General features: G+C 69.5%; 24 protein-coding genes. 8 read left to right on the top strand and 16 right to left on the bottom strand.

Annotation, left to right across the window (positions count from 1 at the left end; all coding sequences use genetic code 11):
* Positions 1-121: 121 nt before the first annotated feature.
* Positions 122-1,441, bottom strand: coding sequence for an acetyl-CoA C-acetyltransferase (locus ABT004_RS22750; RefSeq protein ID WP_351339819.1), 1,320 nt, complete (start codon positions 1,439-1,441; stop codon positions 122-124).
* 99 nt (positions 1,442-1,540) lie between these two features.
* Between ABT004_RS22750 and ABT004_RS22745 the strand changes: the two genes are divergently transcribed.
* Positions 1,541-2,863 carry a 3-oxoacyl-ACP reductase gene (locus ABT004_RS22745; RefSeq protein WP_351339817.1) on the top strand — a complete coding sequence of 441 codons (1,323 nt, stop codon included), beginning with the start codon at positions 1,541-1,543 and terminating at the stop codon, positions 2,861-2,863.
* A gap of 148 nt (positions 2,864-3,011) precedes the next feature.
* Entirely contained in the window at positions 3,012-3,875 is an 864-nt protein-coding gene (locus ABT004_RS22740; protein ID WP_351339815.1) for a MaoC family dehydratase, read from the top strand.
* On the opposite strand, the gene ABT004_RS22735 is transcribed toward ABT004_RS22740, so the two are convergent.
* The 4 genes from ABT004_RS22735 to ABT004_RS22720 all read right to left on the bottom strand — a co-directional run bounded on the left by ABT004_RS22735 (position 3,864) and on the right by ABT004_RS22720 (position 7,404).
* A complete protein-coding gene (locus ABT004_RS22735) occupies positions 3,864-4,478 on the bottom strand; it encodes a TetR/AcrR family transcriptional regulator (protein WP_351339826.1) in 615 nt (204 codons plus the stop codon). The two genes, ABT004_RS22740 and ABT004_RS22735, sit on opposite strands and share 12 nt — an antisense overlap.
* Before the next feature lie 234 nt (positions 4,479-4,712).
* On the bottom strand, positions 4,713-6,032 hold the full coding sequence (locus tag ABT004_RS22730; RefSeq protein WP_351339813.1) for a dicarboxylate/amino acid:cation symporter: 1,320 nt from the start codon (positions 6,030-6,032) through the stop codon (positions 4,713-4,715).
* 373 nt (positions 6,033-6,405) lie between these two features.
* Positions 6,406-6,711 (bottom strand): DUF4229 domain-containing protein, encoded by a 306-nt coding sequence (locus ABT004_RS22725; protein ID WP_351339810.1) that lies wholly within the window; start codon positions 6,709-6,711, stop codon positions 6,406-6,408.
* A gap of 114 nt (positions 6,712-6,825) precedes the next feature.
* Positions 6,826-7,404, bottom strand: coding sequence for a DoxX family protein (locus tag ABT004_RS22720; protein WP_351339807.1), 579 nt, complete (start codon positions 7,402-7,404; stop codon positions 6,826-6,828).
* A 129-nt stretch (positions 7,405-7,533) separates the two neighbouring features.
* Between ABT004_RS22720 and ABT004_RS22715 the strand changes: the two genes are divergently transcribed.
* Entirely contained in the window at positions 7,534-8,067 is a 534-nt protein-coding gene (locus tag ABT004_RS22715) for a GNAT family N-acetyltransferase (RefSeq protein ID WP_351339805.1), read from the top strand.
* Positions 8,068-8,206: 139 nt separating this feature from the next.
* Here ABT004_RS22715 and mqnE read toward each other — a convergent pair whose 3' ends face one another.
* From mqnE to ABT004_RS22700, 3 genes are all read right to left on the bottom strand, one after another.
* A complete protein-coding gene (mqnE, locus tag ABT004_RS22710) occupies positions 8,207-9,370 on the bottom strand; it encodes an aminofutalosine synthase MqnE (RefSeq protein ID WP_351339802.1) in 1,164 nt (387 codons plus the stop codon).
* Positions 9,371-9,463: 93 nt separating this feature from the next.
* Positions 9,464-9,919, bottom strand: a complete 456-nt coding sequence (locus ABT004_RS22705) for an Lrp/AsnC family transcriptional regulator (protein WP_266712846.1) — start codon at positions 9,917-9,919, stop codon at positions 9,464-9,466.
* Positions 9,920-10,028: 109 nt separating this feature from the next.
* On the bottom strand, positions 10,029-10,712 hold the full coding sequence (locus tag ABT004_RS22700) for a UbiX family flavin prenyltransferase (protein WP_351339800.1): 684 nt from the start codon (positions 10,710-10,712) through the stop codon (positions 10,029-10,031).
* Between the two features lie 81 nt (positions 10,713-10,793).
* On the opposite strand from ABT004_RS22700, the gene ABT004_RS22695 reads away from it, so the two are divergent.
* Positions 10,794-11,414, top strand: a complete 621-nt coding sequence (locus tag ABT004_RS22695) for a rhomboid family intramembrane serine protease (protein WP_351339797.1) — start codon at positions 10,794-10,796, stop codon at positions 11,412-11,414.
* A 12-nt stretch (positions 11,415-11,426) separates the two neighbouring features.
* Here the strand turns inward: ABT004_RS22695 and mqnP are convergent, their stop codons facing one another.
* Positions 11,427-12,332, bottom strand: a complete 906-nt coding sequence (gene mqnP / locus ABT004_RS22690) for a menaquinone biosynthesis prenyltransferase MqnP (protein ID WP_351339795.1) — start codon at positions 12,330-12,332, stop codon at positions 11,427-11,429.
* Entirely contained in the window at positions 12,332-13,789 is a 1,458-nt protein-coding gene (locus tag ABT004_RS22685; RefSeq protein ID WP_351339792.1) for a menaquinone biosynthesis decarboxylase, read from the bottom strand. The genes mqnP and ABT004_RS22685 overlap by 1 nt, the downstream gene beginning before the upstream one ends.
* Positions 13,790-13,876: 87 nt before the next feature.
* Here ABT004_RS22685 and ABT004_RS22680 point away from each other — a divergent pair, with 87 nt between their 5' ends.
* From ABT004_RS22680 to ABT004_RS22670, 3 genes are all read left to right on the top strand, one after another.
* Positions 13,877-14,158, top strand: a complete 282-nt coding sequence (locus tag ABT004_RS22680) for a PLD nuclease N-terminal domain-containing protein (protein ID WP_351339789.1) — start codon at positions 13,877-13,879, stop codon at positions 14,156-14,158.
* A gap of 5 nt (positions 14,159-14,163) precedes the next feature.
* A complete protein-coding gene (locus tag ABT004_RS22675; protein ID WP_351339823.1) occupies positions 14,164-14,613 on the top strand; it encodes a nucleoside deaminase in 450 nt (149 codons plus the stop codon).
* 179 nt (positions 14,614-14,792) lie between these two features.
* Positions 14,793-15,386, top strand: coding sequence for a TetR/AcrR family transcriptional regulator (locus ABT004_RS22670; protein WP_351339786.1), 594 nt, complete (start codon positions 14,793-14,795; stop codon positions 15,384-15,386).
* 70 nt (positions 15,387-15,456) lie between these two features.
* Here the strand turns inward: ABT004_RS22670 and ccsB are convergent, their stop codons facing one another.
* From ccsB to hemL, 6 genes are all read right to left on the bottom strand, one after another.
* Positions 15,457-16,539, bottom strand: a complete 1,083-nt coding sequence (gene ccsB / locus ABT004_RS22665) for a c-type cytochrome biogenesis protein CcsB (RefSeq protein WP_351339785.1) — start codon at positions 16,537-16,539, stop codon at positions 15,457-15,459.
* Positions 16,536-18,263, bottom strand: a complete 1,728-nt coding sequence (gene resB / locus ABT004_RS22660) for a cytochrome c biogenesis protein ResB (protein ID WP_351339782.1) — start codon at positions 18,261-18,263, stop codon at positions 16,536-16,538. The genes ccsB and resB overlap by 4 nt, the downstream gene beginning before the upstream one ends.
* A 3-nt stretch (positions 18,264-18,266) precedes the next feature.
* On the bottom strand, positions 18,267-19,031 hold the full coding sequence (locus ABT004_RS22655; protein ID WP_351339780.1) for a cytochrome c biogenesis CcdA family protein: 765 nt from the start codon (positions 19,029-19,031) through the stop codon (positions 18,267-18,269).
* Positions 19,032-19,037: 6 nt separating this feature from the next.
* The gene (locus ABT004_RS22650) at positions 19,038-19,658 is read right to left on the bottom strand and encodes a TlpA family protein disulfide reductase (RefSeq protein WP_351339777.1); all 621 of its coding nucleotides are present in this window, start codon (positions 19,656-19,658) and stop codon (positions 19,038-19,040) included.
* A gap of 130 nt (positions 19,659-19,788) precedes the next feature.
* On the bottom strand, positions 19,789-20,481 hold the full coding sequence (locus ABT004_RS22645; RefSeq protein ID WP_351339774.1) for a histidine phosphatase family protein: 693 nt from the start codon (positions 20,479-20,481) through the stop codon (positions 19,789-19,791).
* The gene (gene hemL / locus ABT004_RS22640) at positions 20,478-21,803 is read right to left on the bottom strand and encodes a glutamate-1-semialdehyde 2,1-aminomutase (protein WP_351339772.1); all 1,326 of its coding nucleotides are present in this window, start codon (positions 21,801-21,803) and stop codon (positions 20,478-20,480) included. Before hemL ends, ABT004_RS22645 begins: the two co-directional genes overlap by 4 nt.
* Positions 21,804-22,009: 206 nt before the next feature.
* On the opposite strand from hemL, the gene ABT004_RS22635 reads away from it, so the two are divergent.
* On the top strand, positions 22,010-22,591 hold the full coding sequence (locus tag ABT004_RS22635) for a hypothetical protein (protein WP_351339769.1): 582 nt from the start codon (positions 22,010-22,012) through the stop codon (positions 22,589-22,591).
* Positions 22,592-22,596 lie beyond the last annotated feature (5 nt).

Raw genomic sequence — 22,596 nt, 5'->3', positions numbered from 1 at the left:
CCCGCCGACGATTGACCTTTCGAGCCCTGCCGATGGTTGGTCTTCCAAGCCCCGCCGGCGGTTGGTTTTTTGAGCCCCGCCGGCGATTGAGGCGCGGGGTCCGGGGCGGAGCCCCGTGGCGTCAAGCACGTTCCAGCACAGCGGTGACGCCCTGGCCGCCCGCCGCGCAGATCGAGATCAGGCCCCGCCCCGAACCACCCCGCTCCGCCAACAACTTGGCCAACGTGGCGACGATCCTCGCCCCCGTCGCCGCGAACGGATGCCCGGTCGCGAGCGACGACCCCGCCACGTTCAACCGCCCCCGGTCCACCGGCGAAAGCCCCGCCTTCTCCCACGCGGCGAGCGTCGCCAACACCTGCGAGGCGAACGCCTCATGCACCTCGACCAGGTCGAAGTCCTCGACCCCGAGCCCCACCCGCTCCAGCATCCGCGGCACGGCATACGCGGGCGCCATGAGCAGCCCGTCGCCGTCGCCGCCCGCGACGTCCCCGCCTACGAAGTCGACCGCCGCCGTCTCGTACGCCGTGAGATACGCGAGCGGCTCAAGCCCGCGCGACGCCACCCACTCCTCGCTCGCGAGCAGCACCACCGCCGCGCCGTCCGTCAACGGCGTCGAATTCCCGGCCGTCATGGTCGGGTTCGGGTCGTCACCCTTGACCCCGAACACCGGCTTCAGCTTGGCGAGTTGCTCGACGGTCGACCCCGGCCGCAGGTTCTGGTCCCGCTCGAGCCCCCGGTACGGCACGACGAGATCGTCCAGGAGCCCCCGCTCGTACGCCGCCGCGAGACGCTGATGACTGGTGGCGGCCAGCTCGTCCTGGGCCTCGCGGGCGATGCCCCACGCGCGCGCGGTGACGGCGGCGTGCTCGCCCATGGACAGCCGGGTGCGCGGCTCCGCGTTGCGCGGGATGTCGGGGACCAGGTGCCCCGGCCTGACCTTGGCGAGCGCCTTCAACCGGCCGCCCGCCGACTTCGCCCGCCGCGCCTCAAGGAGGATCTTGCGCAGCTCGTCGTTGACGCCGAGCGGGGCGTCACTCGCGGTGTCGGAGCCGCCCGCGACGGCGCTCTCGGTCTGACCGAGCGCGATCTTGTTGGCGGCGGCGATCACGGCCTGCAGCCCGGTGCCGCAGGCCTGCTGGATGTCGTACGCGGGCGTGCGCGCGTCCATCATCGAACCGAGCACGGTCTCGCGTGCGAGGTTGAAGTCGCGGCTGTGCTTCAGCACGGCGCCCGCCACGAACTCACCGACGGCGCCGGGCTCGTGGAGCTTCATCCGCCCCACGAGGCCGTCGAGCGCGGCGGTCAGCATGTCCTGGTTGGACGCGGTCGCGTACGGGCCGTCGGAGCGCGCGAACGGGATGCGGTTGCCGGCGACGACGGCGACACGACGTGGTGCGTTTCCCAGGACGGGGGCGGCAGGGCCCTTCGGGGTTCGCGTCATGTTCGGCAGCTCCTGAGCTCTCGCGGTGCCTCTCGACAAGTACTGACCTATGAGTAACCTTACTCCGTAGTAAATTTACGCCGAGCTGGGAGCTGGACCGTGGCCGACCGCTATCTGAACTTCACCGGCACGACCCCGGGCCGCTTCCTGACCCGCCGCCTCGGCCTGCCGCAGCCCGCACCACTGCACCGTTTCAGCCCCGAACGCCCGTGCCTGGATGGTCAGTTGCTGCACCTCACGGCGGGCGAATCCACGCATCGCAAGGTCCTCGCGGAGCTGCTGGGCCGCACCGGACTCGCGGTCACGTCCGACGCCGAGCGGCCCACGGCCGTCGTCGTCGACGCCACCGCCGCCCACGGCCTGGACGCCCTCGCCGAGGTGCACGCCGCGCTGCATCCGGTCGTGCGCTCCATGGCGACGGGCGGCCGCGTGGTCGTCCTCGGCGCACCCCCGTCCCCCGAAGACCACCACCAGGCGGCCGTGCAACAGGGCCTCGAAGGCTTCGTGCGCTCACTCGGCAAGGAGATCGGGCGCGGCCGCACCGTGAACCTGGTGCGCGTCGCGGGCCCGGTGGCCGGCGCCGAGTCGACCCTGCGCTTTCTGCTGTCGCCGAAGTCGGCGTACGTCAGCGGGCAGGTGGTCCAAGTAGGCGCTACGGGCGGCGAGTTGAAGCTCCCCGGAGACTGGGAACAACCCCTCGCCGGCCGCACCGCCCTCGTTACCGGCGCCGCGCGCGGCATCGGCGAGGCCGTCGCCGAGACCCTCGTACGGGACGGCGCCGAGGTCGTCCTGCTCGACGTCCCGTCGGCCGGGGCCGATCTCGCGAAGGTGGCGGAGCGGCTCGGCGGGCGCGCGCTGCCACTGGACATCACGGCGGACGACGCGGGTGAGCGGATCGCCGAGTTCGTGCCCGACGGCCTGGACGTCCTCGTGCACAACGCGGGCATCACCCGCGACCGGCGCCTCGCCAACATGGCGGCCGAGCGCTGGAGTTCGGTCCTCGAGGTGAACCTCGCGAGCGTGTTGCGGACGACGGACGCGCTGCTCAAGGCGGGGGCCGTGCGGCGCGGCGGAGCGATCGTCGCGACCGCGTCCATCGCCGGGATCGCGGGGAACGCGGGGCAGACCAACTATGCGGCGAGCAAGGCGGGCGTCGTCGGGCTCGTACGGTCGCTGGCGCCGCGGGCCGCCGCGGAGCACGGTGTGACGGTGAACGCGGTGGCTCCCGGTTTCATCGAGACGAAGATGACGGCGGCCGTTCCGTTGTTCATCCGGGAGGCCGGGCGGCGCATGAACTCCCTTGGGCAGGGTGGGCTTCCGGTGGATGTGGCGGAGGCGACGTCCTGGTTCGCGTCCCCTGCGTCCGGGGCCGTGAATGGGCAGGTCGTCCGGGTCTGCGGCCAGTCCCTGCTCGGGGCGTAACCCCTCCGGGGCGGGCGGGTTCGGGTGCGCCTCGGCACCGGACGCGCCCGGCCCGCCATCCTCCGCTCACGGGGCTCCGCGCCGGACCCCGCGCCTCAATCGCCGGCGGGGCTTGATATGCCCACCCGCCCCTCCCTTAGGACCCCTCATGACCCGCACCGTCGCCCTCGACGCCGTTCCCGCCCTGCTCCCCCTCATGTTGCGCGGCGCCGTACTTTCCCCGTTCAAGCGGCCCCGCCCGGACGCCCCGTTCGCCGATACCCGGCTCACCGTTCCAGGGCTCCGCATCGCGCAGGACCACCTCACCGCCTACGAGCGGACCTGCGGATTCGCGACCGGGAGGCCCGAGTTGGCGCTCACGTACCCGCACGTCCTGGGCTTCCCGCTGGCCATGCGGCTGATGTCGGCGCGCGCGTTCCCGCTGCCGCTGCTCGGCCTCGTCCACACGTCGATCGCGATCACGCAGCAACGCGACCTGTCCCCGACCGAAACGTTCGAACTGGCCGTACGGGTAAGGGAGTTGCGGCCGCACCGCCGCGGCACCGAGGCCGTCGTCGTCACCGAGCTGCACGCCGCCGCGGGCGAACCGGAACCGGTGTGGCAGTCGACCAGTACGTATCTGGCCCGGCACAAGACGTCCGCGCCGGCCCCGCCCGAGGCACCGCGGGAGCCCGCCGAACCGCTGCCCGAGCTCACCCGCTGGCAGCTCTCCGACGACCTCGGCCGCCGCTACGCCGCCGCGTCCGGCGACCGCAACCCCATCCACCTGCACCCGCTCACGGCCCGCCTCTTCGGCTTCCCGCGAGCCATCGCGCACGGCATGTGGACGGTGGCCCGCTGCCTCGCGGAGCACAAGGCGCACGGGCCCGTCCACGTACAGGCCCACTTCAAGGCGCCGGTGCTGCTGCCGGGCGAAGTGGTGTACGCGGCCCAGGGGCCGGCCCTCGAACTGCGTTCGGCGGACGGGAAGCGCACCCACCTCACCGTCGAGGCGCACCCGCTAACGGGCTGACCAGCGCCGCCCGTCCATCAGGTTGCCGAGCCCCGACCAGGCAAAGTTCATCATCGTCGTGGCGACCTCCTTCGCGGACACCGAAGCGTCCGCGTTCGCCCAGCCGGCGAGCGCCTCCGCCGCGCCGACCAGGGCCTGGGCGAGGCCCGTGACCTCGCGCTCGACCAGCTCGGGCTTGTCGTGCGCCTCGCGCGCGGTCGCCGCGATGAGCCCGGTCACGAACGCGACGATCTCCTCGCGCATGGCGACGACCTCCGCCACGAACGGGTCTCCGCCGGAGCGCGCCTGGCTGTGCAGCACCGCCCATCCGTCGGGCCGCTCGGCGGTGTGCGCGAAGAAGGCGGTGAGGCCCTCCCACAGCTGCCGGTCGGCGGCCACGTCCGTGCGTACGCCTGCCCGGACCGCGTCGACCAGCGCCTTGGCCTCCCGCCGGATGCATGCGCTGAACAGGTCTTCCTTCGAGTTCAGGTACAGATACACCAACGGCTTGGACACGCCCGCCAGTTCGGCGATCTCGTCCATCGACGCGGCCCGGTACCCCCGCTCCCCGAACACCCGGACCGCGGCGTCCAGCATCTGCCGCTCCCGCTCGGCCCGCGGCATCCTCTTCTGCCGCACCACCCCGACCTGCCCCTCGCCACCCACCCCAGCCGCCTCTCTCCGCACGATCCGCACGGACCACCCTACGCAGCGCGGCCGGGGCTTGATTGATCAAGCCCCGCCGGCGATTGAGGCGCCCCCGGTGCGGCGCAACGAGAACGACCGCGAACGCACGTAGTCCCGCCCCCAGGGAGCAGGGGGCGGGACTACGTAGATGGTGGAGCGAACCGGGGGATGTCAGGCGGCGGCCGGGACGGCCACCTCCTGCGGCTCGTCCACCGGGGAGGACGTCGCGTTGTCGTAGGCGTCGCGGTCGAGGATCTTCTCGCGGGCGGAGACGATCACCGGGACGAGCGCCTGACCCGCGACGTTCGTCGCCGTCCGCATCATGTCCAGGATCGGGTCGATCGCGAGGAGCAGGCCGACGCCCTCCATCGGCAGGCCGAGCGTCGACAGGGTCAGCGTCAGCATGACCGTGGCGCCCGTCAGACCGGCGGTGGCGGCGGAACCGATCACCGACACGAACGCGATGAGCAGGTAGTCACCGATGTTCAGGTCGATGTTGAAGATCTGCGCGACGAAGATCGCGGCGATCGCCGGGTAGATCGAGGCGCAACCGTCCATCTTGGTCGTCGAACCGAAGGGGACGGAGAAGGAGGCGTACTCCTTCGGGACGCCGAGGCGCTCGGTGACCCGCTGCGTGAGCGGCATCGTGCCGACGGAGGAGCGGGAGACGAAGGCCAGCTGGATCGCAGGCCAGGCGCCCTTGAAGAACTGCAGCGGGCTGAGCTTCGCGACCGTCCACAGCAGCAGCGGGTAGACGCCGAAGAGGACCAGGGCGCAGCCGACGTAGATGTCGACGGTGAACGTCGCGTACTTGCTGATCAGGTTCCAGCCGTACGTGGCGATGGCGTTGCCGATGAGGCCGATGGTGCCGATCGGGGCGAGCTTGATGACCCACCACAGGGCCTTCTGGAGGAGCTCGAGGACCGACTCGGAGAGCGTGAGGATCGGCTGGGCCTTCTCGCCGACCTTCAGGATGGCGATGCCGGCGACGGCCGCCATGAAGACGATCTGCAGCACGTTCAGCTCGGTGAACGGCGTGATGACGTCCGTCGGGATGATGCCGGTGAGGAAGTCGAGCCAGGAACCGGCGTGTTCCGGCTTGGCGCCGTCCTTCGCGGTCAGGCCCGTGCCGGCGCCCGGGTTTGTGAGCAGGCCGATCGCGAGGCCGATGACGACCGCGATCAGCGACGTGACCATGAACCAGAGCAACGTGCGCGACGCGAGCCGGGCGGCGTTGTTGACCTTACGAAGGTTGGTGATCGACACCAGGATCGCGAAGAAGACCAGCGGGGCAACGGCCAGCTTCAGCAGCTGGATGAAGGTGTCGCCGACCTTCTGCAGGGTGGTGACGAGCCAGGAGATGTCCTGGTTGCGGGCCAGCCAGCCGAGCAGCACACCCAGGACGAGACCGCCCAGGATCTGCGCCCAGAACGGGATCTTGGGTATTCGGAAGCCGGACTTCTGTTCGGCTGCGGGGGTGTTCGCGGACACGGAGGCACTCCAGTGAGGACACGCGGGACAAGACGGGGACGTACAGGAGCGGCGACCGCGAAACGTGGTCAACGGAGCCGCTGCGTCGCTTCGGCCGGAGAAGTCGAAACTGAGCGATCAGGCGCGACAGGCCGCGGACATGCAGCGGCAGAGATCGACATGCAGGCGCTCCACGAGCGCGACGCTCATGGCGGTTTCAGGCGCAACTGATGTCTTCATGACAGGAACGTTAACACCGCAACTTTGAGAACATCAAAGGGCTTCTTTGGGGCAGATGAGGTGCCCGTACGGGCTCAAAGTGGCATTTGCCTTGAAAATGCAGGCGACCCCGGCACCTGATGCGGTGCCGGGGTCGTCCCGAGTGTGAGGAAGCTTACGCGTCCTGTGTGTGGGCGCGGGTGCGGGCGGCGTCGTCCGCGTCGTCCTCCATGGAGCGGTTGGCCGCCATGTTCGACTTGGCGCGGTCCACGCGTTCGATGACCTTCTTGGAGGCGCGGTCGCGCTCACCGCGCAGCACGACGTAGCTGATGGGCGCGGAGATGACCAGGCCGATCAGTGCGATCCACAGCCAGTAGGAGCCACCGATGCCGGCGGGCACGATACCGGTGGCGACGAGACCCCAGACGACGAGGAAACAGCCCACGAAGATTCCGAGCCGCATCAGCGTGTAGCGGAGCATGTCAATCCACTCTTCCGTTCCGAAATGATGCCCTTACAGGACGAGCGCCCCTCCAGTGAAGCACGGGGAGGGGCACTCGATTCCAGCGGGGGCTCGCGGCGTCGGATCGGCGCGTCAGATCAGCCACCGGTTGTTGCGGACGACGGGCAGCTGGGCCCACACCCCGCCGAGACCGTAGTAGCGGCCCGCGCCGGTGGCCGCGGTGATCAGCAGGACGAGGGCGATCATCCAGTGGTCGTCCATGAACGGGTTGCTGTCGGGCCACAGCGAGACGAGCCACATGAAGGCCATCATCAGCGTGCCCGCGGCGGCCGCGATCCGCATGCCGATGCCGAGGACCATGGCGAGGCCGACGCCGAGCAGGCCGAGCATGAAGACCAGGTCGAGCCACCAGGCGCCGGCCACGGAGTCAAACATGTGGGCGAAGGGGCCGGACGTGCCGTGCAGAAGGAAGCCCTCGGTGGGGCTGCCGCCGTTCAGCCAGCTTCCGCCGGAGGGAGTCGCCTTCCCGAAGCCGAAGGTCTTGTCCAGGAAGGCCCACAGGAAGTAGAAGCCGACGAGTACGCGGGACACGGCGAGGATCCCGCGGGCGGCGGGCGCGCGGACGACGACGTCGTCCTGGCTGCCGGCGCCCCGGCGCGGGGCGCCCGTGGCGCTGTGTCGGGCGGGACTGTCCGATGCGTGGAGAGCCATGGCCGTTGCCTTCTTTCGCTCGTGAATACATTCACAAGCTACGCCCGGTGCTTAGCCGCTCCCTACGGCCGAAGGTCCCGATCCGGACGTCCGAACGTCACGACCTCGCCTCTGGTTACGCTCGGACCCATGCGCACCACGACTCCCCTCACCTTCGAACTCGACCCGGCCGTCGACCCCGATCTGCGCGACGGGCTCCTCACCCTGTGGTCGGACGTCACGAACGCCGGCGGCGCGGTCGGCTTCGTCCCGCCGGTCACCACCGAGGACATACGCCCCGAGCTGGTGAAGCGCCTCGCCGACCTCGCCGGGGGCCGGACCCGGCTCCTCGTGGGCCGCGACGAGCAGGGCCGGGTCGCGGCGTCGGCCTTCCTCGCGTTCAACCAACACCGCCTGATGAAGCACCACTTGTGGCTCTACACGGTGATGGTGCACCCCGCGCACCAGGGCAAGGGGTACGGGCGCGCGCTGATGTCTGCCGCCGCGGATGTCGCCCGCTCGTTCGAGGGCATCGAGGCTCTGCGGCTCACCTGCCGTGGGGGTACGGGGGCGGATGCGTTCTACGCGGCGTGCGACTACAGGGAGGTCGGCCGCGTCCCCGGAGCGATCCGGGTGGCCCCCGGAGACGACCGCGACGACATCCACATGATGCTCCCGCTCTAAAACCCCGGGGCTCCGCCCCGGACCCCGCTGCTCAACCGCCGCAGGGGCTTGATAAATCAAGCATTTCCAGCCCCGCCGGCGTTTGAGGCGCGGGGTCCGGGGCGGAGCCCCCTGGCCGGTGGACGGGTGCCCGCCACCATCACACTCGCATGGGCTGCGGCTCATCCCGCCGCCCGGGATCGGCCCCCTCGTACTCACGGATGATCTCGTACCGCGTATTGCGCTCCACCGGCCGGAACCCCGCATCGCGAATCAGATCGAGCAGATCCTCACGCGTCATCTTGTTCGGCGTACCGTAATTGTCCGCGTCATGCGTGATCTTGTACTCGACGACCGAGCCGTCCATGTCGTCCGCCCCGTGCTGCATCGCGAGCTGCGTGGTGTGCAGTCCGTGCATGACCCAGAAGCACTTCACGTGCGGCACGTTGTCGAACAGCAGCCGCGACACGGCGAAGGTCTTCAAAGCCTCCGCACCCGTGGCCATCGTCGTCCCCGCCTGAAGGCGGTTACGGACCTTGCCGTCCTTCATGTCCACGAAGTCGTGCTGGTAGCGCAGCGGGATGAAGACCTGGAAACCGCCGGTCTCGTCCTGCAGTTCACGCAGCCGCAGCACGTGGTCGACGCGGTGCCGGGGCTCCTCGATGTGCCCGTACAGCATCGTCGCGGGGGTCTTGAGCCCCTTCTCGTGCGCCAGGCGGTGGATGCGCGACCAGTCCTCCCAGTGGGTGTCGTGGTCGACGATGTGCTGCCGGATCTCCCAGTCGAAGATCTCGGCGCCACCACCGGTCAGCGATTCCAGCCCCGCCTCGATCAGCTCGTCGAGGATCTCGCTCGCGCCCATCCCGGAGATCTTCTCGAAGTGATGGATCTCGGTCGCCGTGAAGGCCTTGAGCCCGACGTTCGGCAGGGCCTCCTTGAGCGCCTTCAGGGAGCGCGGGTAGTAGCGCCACGGAAGGTTCGGGTGCAGCCCGTTGACGATGTGCAGTTCGGTGAGGTTGTCGCCCTCCATCTCCTTGGCGAGCTTGACCGCCTCCTCGATGCGCATCGTGTAGGCGTCCTTCTCGCCGGGCTTGCGCTGGAAGGAGCAGTAGGCGCACGAAGCGGTGCACACGTTCGTCATGTTCAGGTGACGGTTGACGTTGAAGTGCACGACGTCGCCGTTCTTACGCGTGCGCACCTCGTGGGCGAGGCCACCGAGCCAGGCCAGGTCGTCCGACTCGTAGAGCGCGATGCCGTCCTCGCGGGACAGCCGCTCACCGTCCCTGACCTTCTGCTCCAGCTCGCGCTTGAGCCCTGCGTCCATGTGCCCGTACCTCTCCTCGCTCAACGACCGTCCCACCGTACGCCGTCGCACCGACAGGCCCCGGCAGGGCCCGTCCCCTCACACCTCTTCGGGTCACACCTCTTCGGGGAGCTCCCCCACCCGGTTCTCCCACTTCGTGGAGAGAATGATCGTGGTGCGCGTCCGGGACACGCCCTTCGTACCGCTGAGGCGACGGATCGTCCGCTCCAGGCTGTCCACGTCACCCGCGCGGACCTTCAGCATGTACGAGTCGTCGCCCGCGATGAACCAGCAGTCCTCGATCTCGTGCAGATCGCGCAGGCGGTGCGCCACGTCCTCGTGGTCGGCCGCGTCGGAGAGCGAGATGCCGATGAGGGCGGTGACACCGAGGCCGAGCGAGGCGGAGTCGACGGTGGCGCGGTAGCCGGTGATCACCCCGGCCGCCTCGAGGCGGTTGATGCGGTCCGTGACACTGGGTCCGGACAGGCCGACAAGCCGGCCCAACTCCGCATACGAGGCGCGGCCGTTCTCACGCAGGGCCTGGATGAGCTGCCTGTCCACGGCGTCCATAAGGTCCATTGCCTTTCATTGTTCAGCGTTGACGTGATCTTACGCGTACAATCGAAGGCGCGCTAGGGTTTATCATCGCAAAATCTAAAGTCCACGCATCACGTCCGCGTCACTCGGCTGCACGGGAGCCTCCCCCGAGCTCGCCCTCCCACCGGCGGTACAGCGTGTGCGGCACTCCCGCCGCGTCGAGCGTCCGCCCCGCGACGAAGTCCACGAGATCCTGGATGTGCGTCGCCCCCGCGTAGAACGCCGGTGACGCGGGCAGCACCACGGCGCCCGCCTCGTCGAGCGACACCAGGTGCTTGAGCGTCTGCCCGTTCAGCGGCGTTTCCCGTACGGCGACGATCAGCGGCCGCCGTTCCTTGAGCGTCACACTGGCCGCGCGTTGCAGCAGATCCTTCGAGAGCCCGAGCGCGACACCGGCCACGCACGCCGTCGAAGCGGGCACGATGATCATGCCCTTGACCGGGTACGAGCCGGAGGACGGGCCGGCCGCGAGATCACCGGCGGGCCAGTACCGCACGTCGTCGAGTCCGATGTCACCGAACGTGTCGGGCTTGCCGTCGGCGCCGCGCGCCAGCCACTGCGCCAGGTCCTCGCGCCAGTGCGCGTCCCGGAGCGGGATCCCCGTCTCGTCGAGCAGCGTGAGCCGCGAGGCCCGTGAGACGACGAGGTCCACGGATTCGCCGGCCGCGAGCAGGGCGCGCAGCACGGAAGCGGCGTACGGGGTACCTGACGCTCCGGACACCCCGACGACCCAGGGCGTGCGGCTGCTTGCTTTCACGTGCTCCACACCACGAGCCTATCCGTCGGCCCCGGAGGGGAACTTGCGCAGGGGCGACGAGCGTTCTTTCCATGACGGGCGGGGGCTGGGATGACGTACGAGGACGGATCGGGCGCGGCGGCGGTGCCGCGGCGGCCGACGCGCGGGCGGGCGCTGGCGGCGGGCAAGGTGATGCTCGCCTGGGTGGCGCTGCTCTGGCTCATCGAGGTGGTCGACGCGGCATCGGGGCAGGCGTTGGACACCTTCGGCATTCAGCCGCGCGAGGCCTCCGAGCTGATCGACGTCGTACCGGCGTCCTTCATCCACTTCGGCTTCGCGCATGTCGCGGCGAACTCGATACCCCTGCTGGTCCTCGGCTTCGTCGCGGCGCTCGGCGGCCTGCGCCGCTTCTTCCTGGCCTGCGCCCTGATCATCGTGGCGGACGGGCTCGGGGTGTGGCTGGTGGCCCCGGCGCACACGAACACGGCGGGTGCGTCGGGCCTCATCTTCGGCCTGTTCGCCTTCGTCGTCCTGTCCGGTTTCGTGGAGCGCCGGCCGCTCGGCATCGTCGTCGGCGTCCTCATAGCCGCGTACTGGGGCACGTCGTTCCTGGCGGGCCTCTCCCCCACGAACGACGGCGTGAGCTGGCAGGGCCACCTGATCGGCCTCGCCGCGGGGGTGGCGGCGGCGTTCCTCTTCCGCCGCCGCCCGTCGGCCCAGGGCTCGTTCTAGGGCCTGTCGGTCCTAGACCGTCAGTCCCCGCACGAGCAGATCCAGCAGCGCGCACGCGAAGAGTGCGATGCCGATGAAGCCGTTGACCTGGAAGAACGCCCGGTTGAGGCGGGACAGGTCGCGGGGCTTCACGATCGTGTGCTCGTAGAGGAAGGCGCCCGCGACGATCACGAGGCCGACCCAGAAGAAGGTGCCCGCGTCCGTGGCCAGGGCGTACCAGACGAACAGGGCGGTCGTGAGGGTGTGGCAGACCCGCGCGCCCCAGATCGCTCCCGGGATGCCGAAGCGGGCCGGGACCGACTTCACGCCGACCTCGCGGTCCGTCTCCACGTCCTGACATGCGTAGATCAGGTCGAAGCCGCCGATCCAGATGCCGACGGCGAGGCCGAGGATGACAGCGGTCCAGGACCACTCCCCCGTGATCGCGATCCACGCGCCGATCGGGCCCATCGCCTGGGCGAGGCCGAGGATCGCCTGCGGGAAGTTCGTGAACCGCTTGCCGTACGGGTAGACCACCATCGGGATCACCGCGATGGGCGCCAGCGCCAGGCAGAGCGGGTTGAGGAGCGCCGCCGCGCCGAGGAAGACGACGACGGCGACCAGCGCGCCGGTCCACGCGGTCTTCACCGACATCGCGCCGGTGACCAACTCGCGGTGCGCGGTGCGCGGATTGCGGGCGTCGATCTCCCGGTCGATGATCCGGTTCGCCGCCATCGCGAACGTCCGCAGGCCGACCATCGCGATGGTGACCAGGAGCAGGCGCCCCCAGTGGATGTTCTCGTCCAGCTGGAACATCGCCGTCAGGGCGGCGATGTACGCGAAGGGCAGCGCGAAGACCGAGTGCTCGATCATGACCAGGCGCAGAAACGCCTTGGTCCGTCCCGGCTGCTGCGGGATTGCTGCTGAAGCGCTGGTCACTAGAGTCCGTACTCCTTCCAACGGCGGTCCACCAGGGCCGCCGTACGGGGGTCGGAGACGACCATCTCGGGCCAGCCTCCGTCCCTCGTGTAGCCCTCCTCGGGCCACTTCTTCGTCGCGTCGATGCCCGCCTTACCGCCCCAGAACTGCTGGTACGAGGCGTGGTCGAGGTGGTCGACCGGGCCTTCGGCCACGGTCAGGTCCCGGGCGTAGTCGGTGTTGCCGAGGGCTCGCCACGAGACTTCATGAAGGTCGTGGACGTCGCAATCGGAGTCGACGACGACGATGAGCTTCGTCAGCGACATCATGTGCGCGCCCCAGATCGCGCTCATCACCTTCTGGGCGTGCTTCGGGTACTTCTTGTCGATCGAGACGATCGCGCAGTTGTGGAAGCCACCGGACTCCGGCAGGTGGTAGTCGACGATGTCCGGGACGATCACCTTGAGCAGGGGGAGGAAGAAGCGCTCCGTGGCGCGGCCCAGCGGACCGTCCTCCGTCGGCGGGCGCCCCACCACGATCGACTGGATCAGCGGGCGCTTCCGCATCGTCACGCAGTCGATCTTCAGCGCCGGGAACGGCTCCTGCGGCGTGTAGAAACCGGTGTGGTCGCCGAAGGGGCCCTCAGGGAGCATCTCGCCCGGCTCCAGCCAGCCCTCGATGACGACCTCGGCGTTGGCCGGGACCTGGAGCGGCACCGTCTTGCAGTCGACCATCTCGACGCGCTTGCCCTGGATGAACCCGGCCAGCATGTACTCGTCCATGTCGCCGGGCAGCGGCGCCGACGACGCGTACGTGACCGCCGGCGGGCAGCCGAAGGCGATCGCGACCGGGAGCTTCTCGCCCTTGCGGGCGGCCACCTGGTAGTGGTTCCGGCTGTCCTTGTGGATCTGCCAGTGCATGCCGATGGTGCGCTTGTCGTGGCGCTGAAGGCGGTAGAGCCCGAGGTTGCGGACGCCCGTCTCCGGGTCCTTGGTGTGGGTGAGCCCCAGGTTGAAGAAGGAGCCGCCGTCCTCGGGCCAGGTGAACAGCGCGGGCAGCTTGTCGAGGTCGACGTCCTCGCCGTGCAGCACCACCTCCTGCACGGGGGCGGCGTCCGACTTCACCTTCTTCGGCGGTACGTGCGTCATCGCGCCGAGCTTGCCGAACGCCTCGCGGATGCCGACGAAGCCCTGCGGCAGCTCCGGCTTCAGCAGGCCGCCGATCTTGTCGCTGATGTCGTTGTACGACGTGAGGCCGAGCGCCTTGAGGAGCCGGCGGTCGGTGCCGTACACGTTCATCGCGAGGGGCATCGACGCGCCCTTCACGTTCTCGAAGAGGAGGGCGGGGCCGCCGGCCTTGTTCACCCGGTCGACGATCTCACCGACCTCCAGGTGCGGGTCGACCTCGGCCTTGATGCGCTTCAGGTCGCCTTCGCGCTCCAGAGCCCTGAGCAGGGAGCGAAGATCGTCGTAAGCCATGCGTTCCAGTATCGGGCACCGGTTACGCTGGCCCGGTCACCGGGGGCCCGATGTGCCCCGTTCCGCTCCTTGGGGGATCGCGACACCATGCTGCGCTACTTGCCGTTCCTGCTGGTCCTGGCGCTCTGGATCTACGCGTTCATCGACTGCCTGAACACCCCGGAGAAAGAGGTGCGGGGCCTGCCCAAGCTGGCCTGGGTCTTCATCATCCTGCTCTTCGGCCAGGTGCTCCTCGGCCCGATCGCCTGGTTCCTGGCGGGCAGGCCGCGCCGCGCTCCGGCGGGCGGCGGCAGCGCGCGGTTCGTCGCGCCCGACGACAACCCCGAGTTCCTGCGGTCCCTGAGGGACGACGACAAAAAGGACGAATGAGCACCATGGATCTCGACCTCGCCCGCACCTGGCTCGCCACCGCCGTGGAGGAGGCGAGGGACAGCCTCGCCGAAGGGGGCATCCCGATCGGCGCCGCCCTGTACTCCGCCGAAGGCAAGGTGCTCGGCCGCGGCCACAACCGGCGCGTGCAGGACGCCGACCCGTCCGCACACGGGGAGACCGACGCCTTCCGCAGGGCGGGCCGGCAGCGCACGTACAAGGGCACCACGATGGTGACCACGCTCAGCCCCTGCTGGTACTGCTCGGGCCTGGTACGGCAGTTCGGCATCTCGCGCGTGATCCTCGGCGAGGCGCACACCTTCCACGGCGGACACGAGTGGCTCGCCGAGCAGGGCGTGGAGATCGTGGTCCTGGACGACCCCGAGTGCGTGACGATGATGTCGGAGTTCATCGCGGCGAAGCCGGAGCTGTGGCACGAAGACATCGGGGAGTGAGCCATGGCTGGGGGACGTCGAGCGGTCCCCTGTGCCGCTCGACGCCCCCGCACCTGAGGTGCCCCCCTCGGGCCGTTCGCGGAGATCAGTGTGGCTCAGCACCATACTGAACTGGAGTGAATTTCTAGAAATTCACTATAGAAACACAGCCCCGACGGTGCCTTAGGCTGGTCGTCGACATGAGCCCCAAGCAACTGCGCGGCACGGAAACCGTCGACCGCCTCCTCGATGCCGCACTGCGCGTCTACGCGGACGCGGGCGAGCAGGGCATCACCGTCAGCTCCCTGACGCGCACGGGCGGGGCCAGTCCCGGCAGCCTGTACCACCACTTCGGCAGCGTCGACGGGCTGATGCAGGCGCTGTTGCTGCGCTGGCTCGGCCGGCTCCTCGAGGAACTCACCGCGGCCCTCGAACGCTCCCGCACGCCGCGCACGGGAATCCGCGCGATCGTCGAGACGTATCTGCGCTTCATCCGCGAACACCCCGACGCCTCCCGCCTGTTGCACTCCTCGTACGCCGACCGGCTCGGGATGGCGCAGGCCCGCCAGTTGCGCGACGCGCAGGAGGCCCGGCTCTCCCCGCTCACCGTGTGGATGCGGCAGCACGTCGACTCCGGTGCGGTCGCACCGCTGCCCGAGCCGCTCATCGAGGCGCTGGTGCTCGGCCCCGTCGTCGGCCTCGCGCGCGGCTGGCTCGCCGGGACGCACGAGACCGACCTCGACCAGGCCGCGCGCGTCCTGTCGGAGCGGATCTGGCGCTCGCTGGGCCCTTGACCGGCCGCTACCCGCGTACGCGAAAGGCCGGCCCCGCAGGACCGGCCCTTCACCACTGCGCCGAGGCGGATTACACCCCGGCGTACGAGTGCTTGCCCGTGACGAAGATGTTGACGCCGTAGTAGTTGAAGATCCAGCAGCCGAAGGCGATCAGCGCCAGGTAGGCGGCCTTGCGGCCCTTCCAGCCGGCGGTCGCGCGGGCGTGCAGGTACGCCGCGTAGGCGACCCAGGTGATGAACGACCAGGTCTCCTTGGGGTCCCAGCCCCAGTAGCGGCCCCACGCGTCGCCCGCCCAGATGGCGCCCGCGATGATCGTGAACGTCCACAGCGGGAAGACGGCCGCGTTCACGCGGTAGGAGAACTTGTCCAAGGACTGCGAGGCGGGCAGCCGCTCCATGATGGACGTCGCGAACCGGCCCGGCTGGCCGCCGGACGCCAGCTTGTTCTCGTACGAGTCCTTGAAGAGGTACAGGATCGTGCCGACCGCGCCGACGTAGAAGACCGCGCCGCAGAAGATCGCCGTCGAGACGTGGATGTACAGCCAGTACGAGTGCAGCGCCGGCACCAGCTGGTCGCTGGACGTGTACAGCACGGTGGTCGCGAGGCCGAGGTCGAGCAGGACCGTGATGACCAGGGGCAGGCCGAGCCAGCGCACGTTCTTCTTCAGCGCGAGCAGCACCAGATAGATCGCCACCGCGACGGTGGAGAAGGTGATGCTGAACTCGTACATGTTGCCCCACGGGGCCCGCTCCACCGAGAGCGCGCGCGTGAGCACACCGCCGAGCTCGATGAGGAAGCCGAGCGCCGTGAGGGAGATGGCGATGCGCCCGTACAGGTCGCCCTGTACGTCACCGGCCGCGGCGCCGGGGCCGTCCGGCACGTCCCGCGCGCCGGCCGCGGCCCGCGTCACGACCTTCGGCCGCTCCAGGACGGCGGTGCCGCCCTTCTTCTTGACCGTGACCGCGGGCGCGGCGGCCTTCTCCTCGGCGTTGCCGGTCAGCGCGGCGGCCGTTCGGCCGACCTTGCTGCGGCTACCGAAGATCCACTCGGCCATGTTCGCGAAGAACGCGAGCAGGTACACGGCCATCGACGAGTAGATGAGGACGTTACTGGTGTGAGCCAGGTTCTCGTTGACTGCGGCGGCGAGAGTCACTTCTCAGCCCCTTCGGCGGCAGGAACAGCGGTGGTTGATGCGGAGGTTACTGTGGGTTCACTGGGGGCGGGCGCGCTCGGCGCCTCGCTGTGCAGCTGCTCGACCAAGGAGCCGAGCTCCTCCGGCAGCTTCGCGGACTCGCTGCGGCCGAGGCCCGCCAGTTCGACGACGGTCACACCGTCGGGGCCCTCGACGGCACGCACCCAGACGCGGCGGCGCTGAATGAACAGGGAGCCGGCCAGGCCGAAGATCGCGGCGACGGCGCCGCCGAGTGCCCAGGTGTCACCGGGCTGGTGGGAGATCTGGAAGGTGACCCATTCCTTGATGTCCTTGTCGAACGTGATGGAACCCGCCCCGTTCGGCAGCTTCATCGTCTCGCCGGGCAGCAGCCGCTGCTTGAGCGCCTTGCCCTTGGAGTCCTTGAAGGCCTTCATGTGCGAGGTGTCCAGCTGGTACACGTTCTGCGGAAGGCCCGCGTCCACGCCGAGGTCGCCGTGCGTCGCGTTCAGCGCGAGGACGGGGAAGTCGAGCCCGGGGAACTGGGAGAGCATCGTGCCCTTGCCCGCACCCGCGAACGACGGCACGAACCAGGCCGCGAAGCCCAGCTGTTCCTTCTTGCCCTTGGCGTCGCTGTAGCCGTCCATCACCTTGATGGCGCCCTGCGAGGAGAGGTTGGAGTCGATCGGCAGCATCGGCACGGTCTGCTTCGAGACGACCTTGCCCTTGCCGTCGCGGACCGTGACGGGGACCGCGTAGCCATGCCCGTTGAGGAAGATCTTGGTTCCGTCGATGTCCAGCGGCTTGTTGGACTCGATCTTCGCCTTCTTCGTCTTGTCGCCGGAGCCCTCGGTGTAGCTGACGTTCGCGCGGAACGTGCGCGGGGTGCCCTTCTCGGGACCCGTGCGCTCGTACGTGGCCGTGAACTTGTCGAGGGTGAAGCTGAACGGCGACAGGTCGTGGTCGCTGTCGAAGAGGTTGCCGGACTGGAAGTCGTCGTACTGGGTGAGGGTGTTGGCGAACCCGTCGCCCTCGGTGACGAGCTTGCCGCCCTCGAACTTGAACAGCTGGCCCCAGGCGAAGGAGATCAGCAGCACGATCAGCGCGATGTGGAAGGCGAGGTTGCCGACCTCACGCAGGTACCCCTTCTCGGCGGCGACCGCGGTCCCCGCCACGTGCGCCCGGTAGCGGCGCTTCTTCATCATCGCGAGGGCGGCGGTGCGCACCTGCTCGGGGTCCGCCTCGGTGCGCCACGTCGCGTACGCGGGCAGCCGGCCGAGCCGCTTGGGCGCGCCCGGCGGGCGGCCGCGCAGCTGCCCGACGAACTGCCAGGTGCGCGGCACGATGCAGCCGATGAGGGAGATGAAAAGCAGCAGGTAGATCGCGGAGAACCACACCGAGCCGTAGACGTGGAAGAAGCCGATCTTGTCGTAGACCGACGCGAGCGTCCCGTGGGCCTCGCGGAAGTCGGCGACCTTGGTCGGGTCCGTGCCCTCCTGCGGAATCAGGGAGCCGGGGATGGCGCCGAGGGAGAGCAGGAACAGCAGGATCAGGGCGACCCGCATCGAGGTGAGCTGCCGCCAGAACCAGCGGACCCAGCCGATGACACCGAGCCTCGGCAGGGTGGGCGACCGGTCCTCTTGTGGAGCGGTGCTCAGTTGGGATGACGCGGCTTCGAGCTCAGTGGGGTCGCCACCGCTCCGCGCGTCGTCGGTCGTGTTGCTCATGGATCAGATTCCCACCTGGAAGCCGGTGGACCAGGTCCGCATCTGCCCCACGAGGGCGTCCCACGCGCCCGTGAGCAGAAGAACTCCGGTCAGGATCATCATGATGCCGCCGATGCGCATCACCCACGTGTAGTGCTGCTTGACCCAGCCGAACGCGCCGAGCGCCTTGCGGAAGGCGATCGCGGCGAGCACAAAGGGCAGGCCGAGACCGAGGCAGTACGCGATGGTCAGTATGGCCCCGCGGCCGGCGGTGCTCTGCACCGAGGAGAGGCCGATCACGGAGGCGAGGGTCGGGCCGATGCAGGGGGTCCAGCCGATGCCGAACAGCGCGCCGAGTATCGGGGCTCCGGCGAGCCCGGCGGCGGGCTTCTTGTGGAAGCGGATCTCCCGCTGCGTCACCCAGGGCATGAAGCCCATGAAGAAGACGCCCATGAGGATCATGAGGACGCCGAGCACCTTGCTCAGCACCCCCTGGTACTCCTGGAGCGTCTGCCCGAAGAAGCCGAACAGCGCGCCGCCGGAGACGAAGACGGCGGTGAACCCGAGGACGAACAGGCTGGCGCCCGCCGCCATCCGGCCCCGCCGCTGCTCCATGAGGTCGGTGCCGGTGATGCCGGTCACGTACGACAGATAGCCGGGTACGAGGGGCAGCACGCACGGGGAGAAGAAGGAGACGAGGCCGCCGAGGAGGGCGACCGGCACGGCCAGGAGCAGCGCGCCGTCCGTGACCGTGTCACCGGCGGCGAGTGTGACGAGGGAGGAGCTCACCTTCGCTCACTTCTCCGCGACGACCGGCGCGACCATCTTGCGCAGGGCCTTCTCGCTGAGTGGCTTGAGCGAACGCGCGGCGATCTTGCCCTCGCGGTCGACGACGATCGTCGAGGGGATGGCCTGCGGGTTGAGTGTGCCCTTCTCGAACTTGAGGAGCAGTCGGCCCGTCGGGTCGTAATAGCTCGGGTACGGGACCCCGTAGGACTCCTCGAACTTCTGGGCCGGGCTGGTGCTGGGGTCCCGGGTGTTGATGCCGAGGAACTGGACGCCCTGCTTCTCGGTGTCCTTGGCGACCTTCACGAAGTTCGGGGCCTCGGCGCGGCACGGCGGGCACCAGGAGCCCCACACGTTGAGGACGACGACCTTGCCCTTGTAGTCGGACATGTCGAGCTGCTTGTCCTCGAGGTCCTTGCCCGTCAGGGAGGGGGCGTCGTGCCGCTCGCCCTTCTTGACGGTGGCGATGCCGCCGGACCCGGAGACGAAGTTGGTGTTGTTGCCGCCGCCCGACGTACCGCCGGAGCCGCAGGCCGTCAGCGCGAGGGCCGCGACAGCGGCTCCAACGGTCAGCTTGGCGGCGCGGCGCTTCGTCGCGGTGGTGCGGGGGGTGCGGGAGGCGGCACTCATGTGAAAAGTTTCGCATGTCTGTTTAGGGGATCTTCCGCACCCCCCTCACGCCGGGAAAAGCCCACTTCAGAAGGGGTTTGCGAGGAACGTCCCGCAGCCCTTGGAGGGATGCGGGACGGGCCTGTTGGGATCAGGCGCCGAAGGCCTTGTCCTTGCCCTTCACCGGCTTGACTCCCGCCCGCAGATGAGCCGGGACGAGGTCGATGGCGGGCTCGGTGTAGCCCACGGACACGATCTTGTCGCCCTGGTACGTGAACGTCGTCAGCGAGGCCAGCGTGCACTGCCGCTTGCGCGGGTCGTGCCACAGGCGCCGCTTCTCGACGTAACTCCGCACGATCCAGATGGGCAGCTGGTGGCTGACGCACACCGCCTCGTGCCCGCGCGCCGCGTCCTTCGCCGCATCGAGCGCGCCCATCATCCGCACGACCTGGTCGATGTACGGCTCGCCCCAGGATGGCTTGAACGGGTTGACCAGGTGCTTCCAGTTCTCCGGGTTCTTCAGCGCGCCGTCGCCGACGCCGAAGGTCTTGCCCTGGAAGACGTTGCCCGCCTCGATGAGCCGTTCGTCGCCGTCCAGGTCGAGGCCGTGCGCCTTCGCGATCGGCGTCGCCGTCTCCTGCGCCCGGTCCAGCGGGGACGCCACGACGTGCGTGATGTCGCGCCCGGAGAGGTGCTCGGCGACCCGGTCGGCCATCCGGCGGCCGAGCTCGGAGAGGTGGTAGTCGGGCAGGCGCCCGTACAGGATCCCGTCCGGGTTGTGCACCTCGCCGTGGCGCATCAGATGGACGACCGTGATGTCGTCGCCGGACTTCGGGGCGCTCATGCCGTGGCCTTCGCGGCGGCGCGGGCGGCGGCCGGCAGCGCGGCCTCGATGCGCGCGATCGCCCGCTCGTCGTGGGCGGTCGAGACGAACCAGGACTCGAAGGCCGACGGCGGCAGGTACACGCCCTGCTCCAGCATCGAGTGGAAGAACGGGCCGAAGCGGAAGGCGTCCTGCCCCTTCGCGTCCTCGTAGTTGGTGACCTCGTTCTCCGTGAAGAACACGGTGAACATGTTGGAGGCGTTCTGCACGCGGTGCGCGACACCTTCCTTGGTGAGCGCCTGCGAGACCAGCGAACGCAGCTGCTCGCTCGTCGCGTTCACCTTCGCGTACGCCGCGTCGTCGAGCAGCCGCAGCTGGGCGACGCCCGCGGCGGTGGCGACGGGGTTACCGGACAGCGTGCCCGCCTGGTAGACGGGACCGGCGGGGGCGAGGTGCGCCATGACATCGGCGCGGCCACCGAACGCGGCGGCGGGGAAGCCACCGCCCATGACCTTGCCGAACGTCATCAGGTCGGGGACGACACCGTCGACGCCGAACCAGCCGGCCTTCGACGTACGGAAGCCGGTCATCACCTCGTCGGAGACGAACAGCGCGCCGTTCTCGGCGCACACGTCCTTGAGCCCCTGATTGAAGCCCGCCTTCGGCGGCACGACGCCCATGTTGCCGGGCGAGGCCTCCGTGATGACGCAGGCGATCTCGCCGGGGTGCGCGGCGAACGCGGCGCGCACGGCGTCGATGTCGTTGTACGGCAGGACGATCGTGTCGCCGGCCTGCGCACCCGTGACACCCGGGGTGTCCGGCAGGCCCAGCGTGGCGACGCCGGACCCGGCGGCGGCGAGCAGCGCGTCGACGTGCCCGTGGTAGCAGCCGGCGAACTTGACGACCTTCGCCCGGCCGGTGAAGCCACGGGCGAGCCGGATCGCGGACATCGTCGCCTCGGTGCCGGAGGACACGAGGCGCACCTGCTCGACGGGGTCGATCCGCTCGACGATCTCCTCGGCCAGCTCGACCTCACCCGCGCCCGGCGTACCGAAGGAGGTGCCGCGCGAGACGGCCTCCTGCACGGCCGCGATGACCTCGGGGTGGGAATGGCCGAGGATCATCGGCCCCCACGAGCACACGAGGTCGACGTACTCGCGCCCGTCGGCATCGGTGAGATACGGACCGTCACCGGACACCATGAACCGGGGCGTTCCGCCCACCGCGCGGAACGCGCGCACGGGCGAGTTCACGCCACCGGGCGTGACCGCTTCCGCTCGGTCGAAAAGCCCCTGCGACGCGGGTGCCTCATAGGGATAGGGAGTGTTGTTCGCCTCTGCCATACCTCTCAGCGTACGGCCCACCCTCGCGCGCCCCGGCGCGCGGACCCGTGGCGACCTAGACTCTGCCTGGCGCCACACTCTGCCGACACGTTTCGGCTGGGGACCGTGGGGGAGGTCACTGACACGATGATCGGGTTGCGCGCAGGCGGTCGCGCGGCCTACAAAAGGGGCTTGCGCGCCCTGGGGAACAGCAGTCGGGTGGAGATATGCATCGCGGTGGCGGACTGGGCGAGGGGACCGGTGACCTCGGCCCCCGGCGTGCCCGGCGGGGGAAGCACCGGCGCGAAGAGGACGTAGAGGGCATAGCGGCCAGGGACATCAGGGACGGGGACATCGGGAATGGTGGCCGGGTGGGGGTGACGTACAAATACTTCGGCGCGCCCGACGGCGCCACGGCAGCCCGCGTCCCGATCTCCATGCGCCCCGAGGAGCTCGGCGGTGACGAGTTGGGCATGGGCGGCATGTTCACCAAGATCAAGCCGGAGACGGTGGCCGCGATGGTCCTCACCGGCATAGAGGGCATACCCCTGCACAAGGTTCCGCCCCTGGAACTCGTCGTCCTCCACCCCGACTACGCGGTGGTCAAGCTCCCCATGACGGTCGTCGACCCGCTGCGCGGGGTCGGCGAGGAGTCCGTCGGCGCCGCGGCGTTCATCTGGTCCACGGTCCCCGACCGCGGCGGCCCGCGCGACGCGTTCAACGTGTACCAACTGCTGCACGAGTGGCAGGACTTCAGCCACCGCCTGCACGATGCGGGACATCAGGCGTACTGCCTGGTGTGGCCGTAGCCGGC

The organism is Streptomyces sp. NPDC002790, from assembly GCF_040295505.1.
Taxonomy (GTDB): Bacteria; Actinomycetota; Actinomycetes; order Streptomycetales; family Streptomycetaceae; genus Streptomyces.
The sequence above is the reverse complement of the archived record's forward strand: the minus strand, read 5'-3'. Positions and strand labels throughout refer to the sequence as shown.

What these genes read in the sequence shown, in the direction of transcription:
- ABT004_RS22645 (WP_351339774.1), bottom strand. Translation starts at nt 20,481, where the DNA reads ATGAGCGCCCCGAAGTCCGGCGACGACATCACGGTCGTCCATCTGATG.
- resB (WP_351339782.1), bottom strand. Translation starts at nt 18,263, where the DNA reads ATGAGCAACACGACCGACGACGCGCGGAGCGGTGGCGACCCCACTGAG.
- ABT004_RS22680 (WP_351339789.1), top strand. Translation starts at nt 13,877, where the DNA reads ATGCTGCGCTACTTGCCGTTCCTGCTGGTCCTGGCGCTCTGGATCTAC.
- ABT004_RS22750 (WP_351339819.1), bottom strand. Translation starts at nt 1,441, where the DNA reads ATGACGCGAACCCCGAAGGGCCCTGCCGCCCCCGTCCTGGGAAACGCA.
- hemL (WP_351339772.1), bottom strand. Translation starts at nt 21,803, where the DNA reads ATGGCAGAGGCGAACAACACTCCCTATCCCTATGAGGCACCCGCGTCG.
- ABT004_RS22705 (WP_266712846.1), bottom strand. Translation starts at nt 9,919, where the DNA reads ATGGACGCCGTGGACAGGCAGCTCATCCAGGCCCTGCGTGAGAACGGC.
- ABT004_RS22670 (WP_351339786.1), top strand. Translation starts at nt 14,793, where the DNA reads ATGAGCCCCAAGCAACTGCGCGGCACGGAAACCGTCGACCGCCTCCTC.
- ABT004_RS22635 (WP_351339769.1), top strand. Translation starts at nt 22,010, where the DNA reads ATGCATCGCGGTGGCGGACTGGGCGAGGGGACCGGTGACCTCGGCCCC.
- ABT004_RS22715 (WP_351339805.1), top strand. Translation starts at nt 7,534, where the DNA reads ATGCGCACCACGACTCCCCTCACCTTCGAACTCGACCCGGCCGTCGAC.
- ABT004_RS22675 (WP_351339823.1), top strand. Translation starts at nt 14,164, where the DNA reads ATGGATCTCGACCTCGCCCGCACCTGGCTCGCCACCGCCGTGGAGGAG.
- ABT004_RS22695 (WP_351339797.1), top strand. Translation starts at nt 10,794, where the DNA reads ATGACGTACGAGGACGGATCGGGCGCGGCGGCGGTGCCGCGGCGGCCG.
- ABT004_RS22735 (WP_351339826.1), bottom strand. Translation starts at nt 4,478, where the DNA reads ATGCCGCGGGCCGAGCGGGAGCGGCAGATGCTGGACGCCGCGGTCCGG.
- mqnE (WP_351339802.1), bottom strand. Translation starts at nt 9,370, where the DNA reads ATGGACGCAGGGCTCAAGCGCGAGCTGGAGCAGAAGGTCAGGGACGGT.
- ABT004_RS22740 (WP_351339815.1), top strand. Translation starts at nt 3,012, where the DNA reads ATGACCCGCACCGTCGCCCTCGACGCCGTTCCCGCCCTGCTCCCCCTC.
- ABT004_RS22725 (WP_351339810.1), bottom strand. Translation starts at nt 6,711, where the DNA reads ATGCTCCGCTACACGCTGATGCGGCTCGGAATCTTCGTGGGCTGTTTC.
- ABT004_RS22720 (WP_351339807.1), bottom strand. Translation starts at nt 7,404, where the DNA reads ATGGCTCTCCACGCATCGGACAGTCCCGCCCGACACAGCGCCACGGGC.
- ABT004_RS22650 (WP_351339777.1), bottom strand. Translation starts at nt 19,658, where the DNA reads ATGAGTGCCGCCTCCCGCACCCCCCGCACCACCGCGACGAAGCGCCGC.
- ABT004_RS22685 (WP_351339792.1), bottom strand. Translation starts at nt 13,789, where the DNA reads ATGGCTTACGACGATCTTCGCTCCCTGCTCAGGGCTCTGGAGCGCGAA.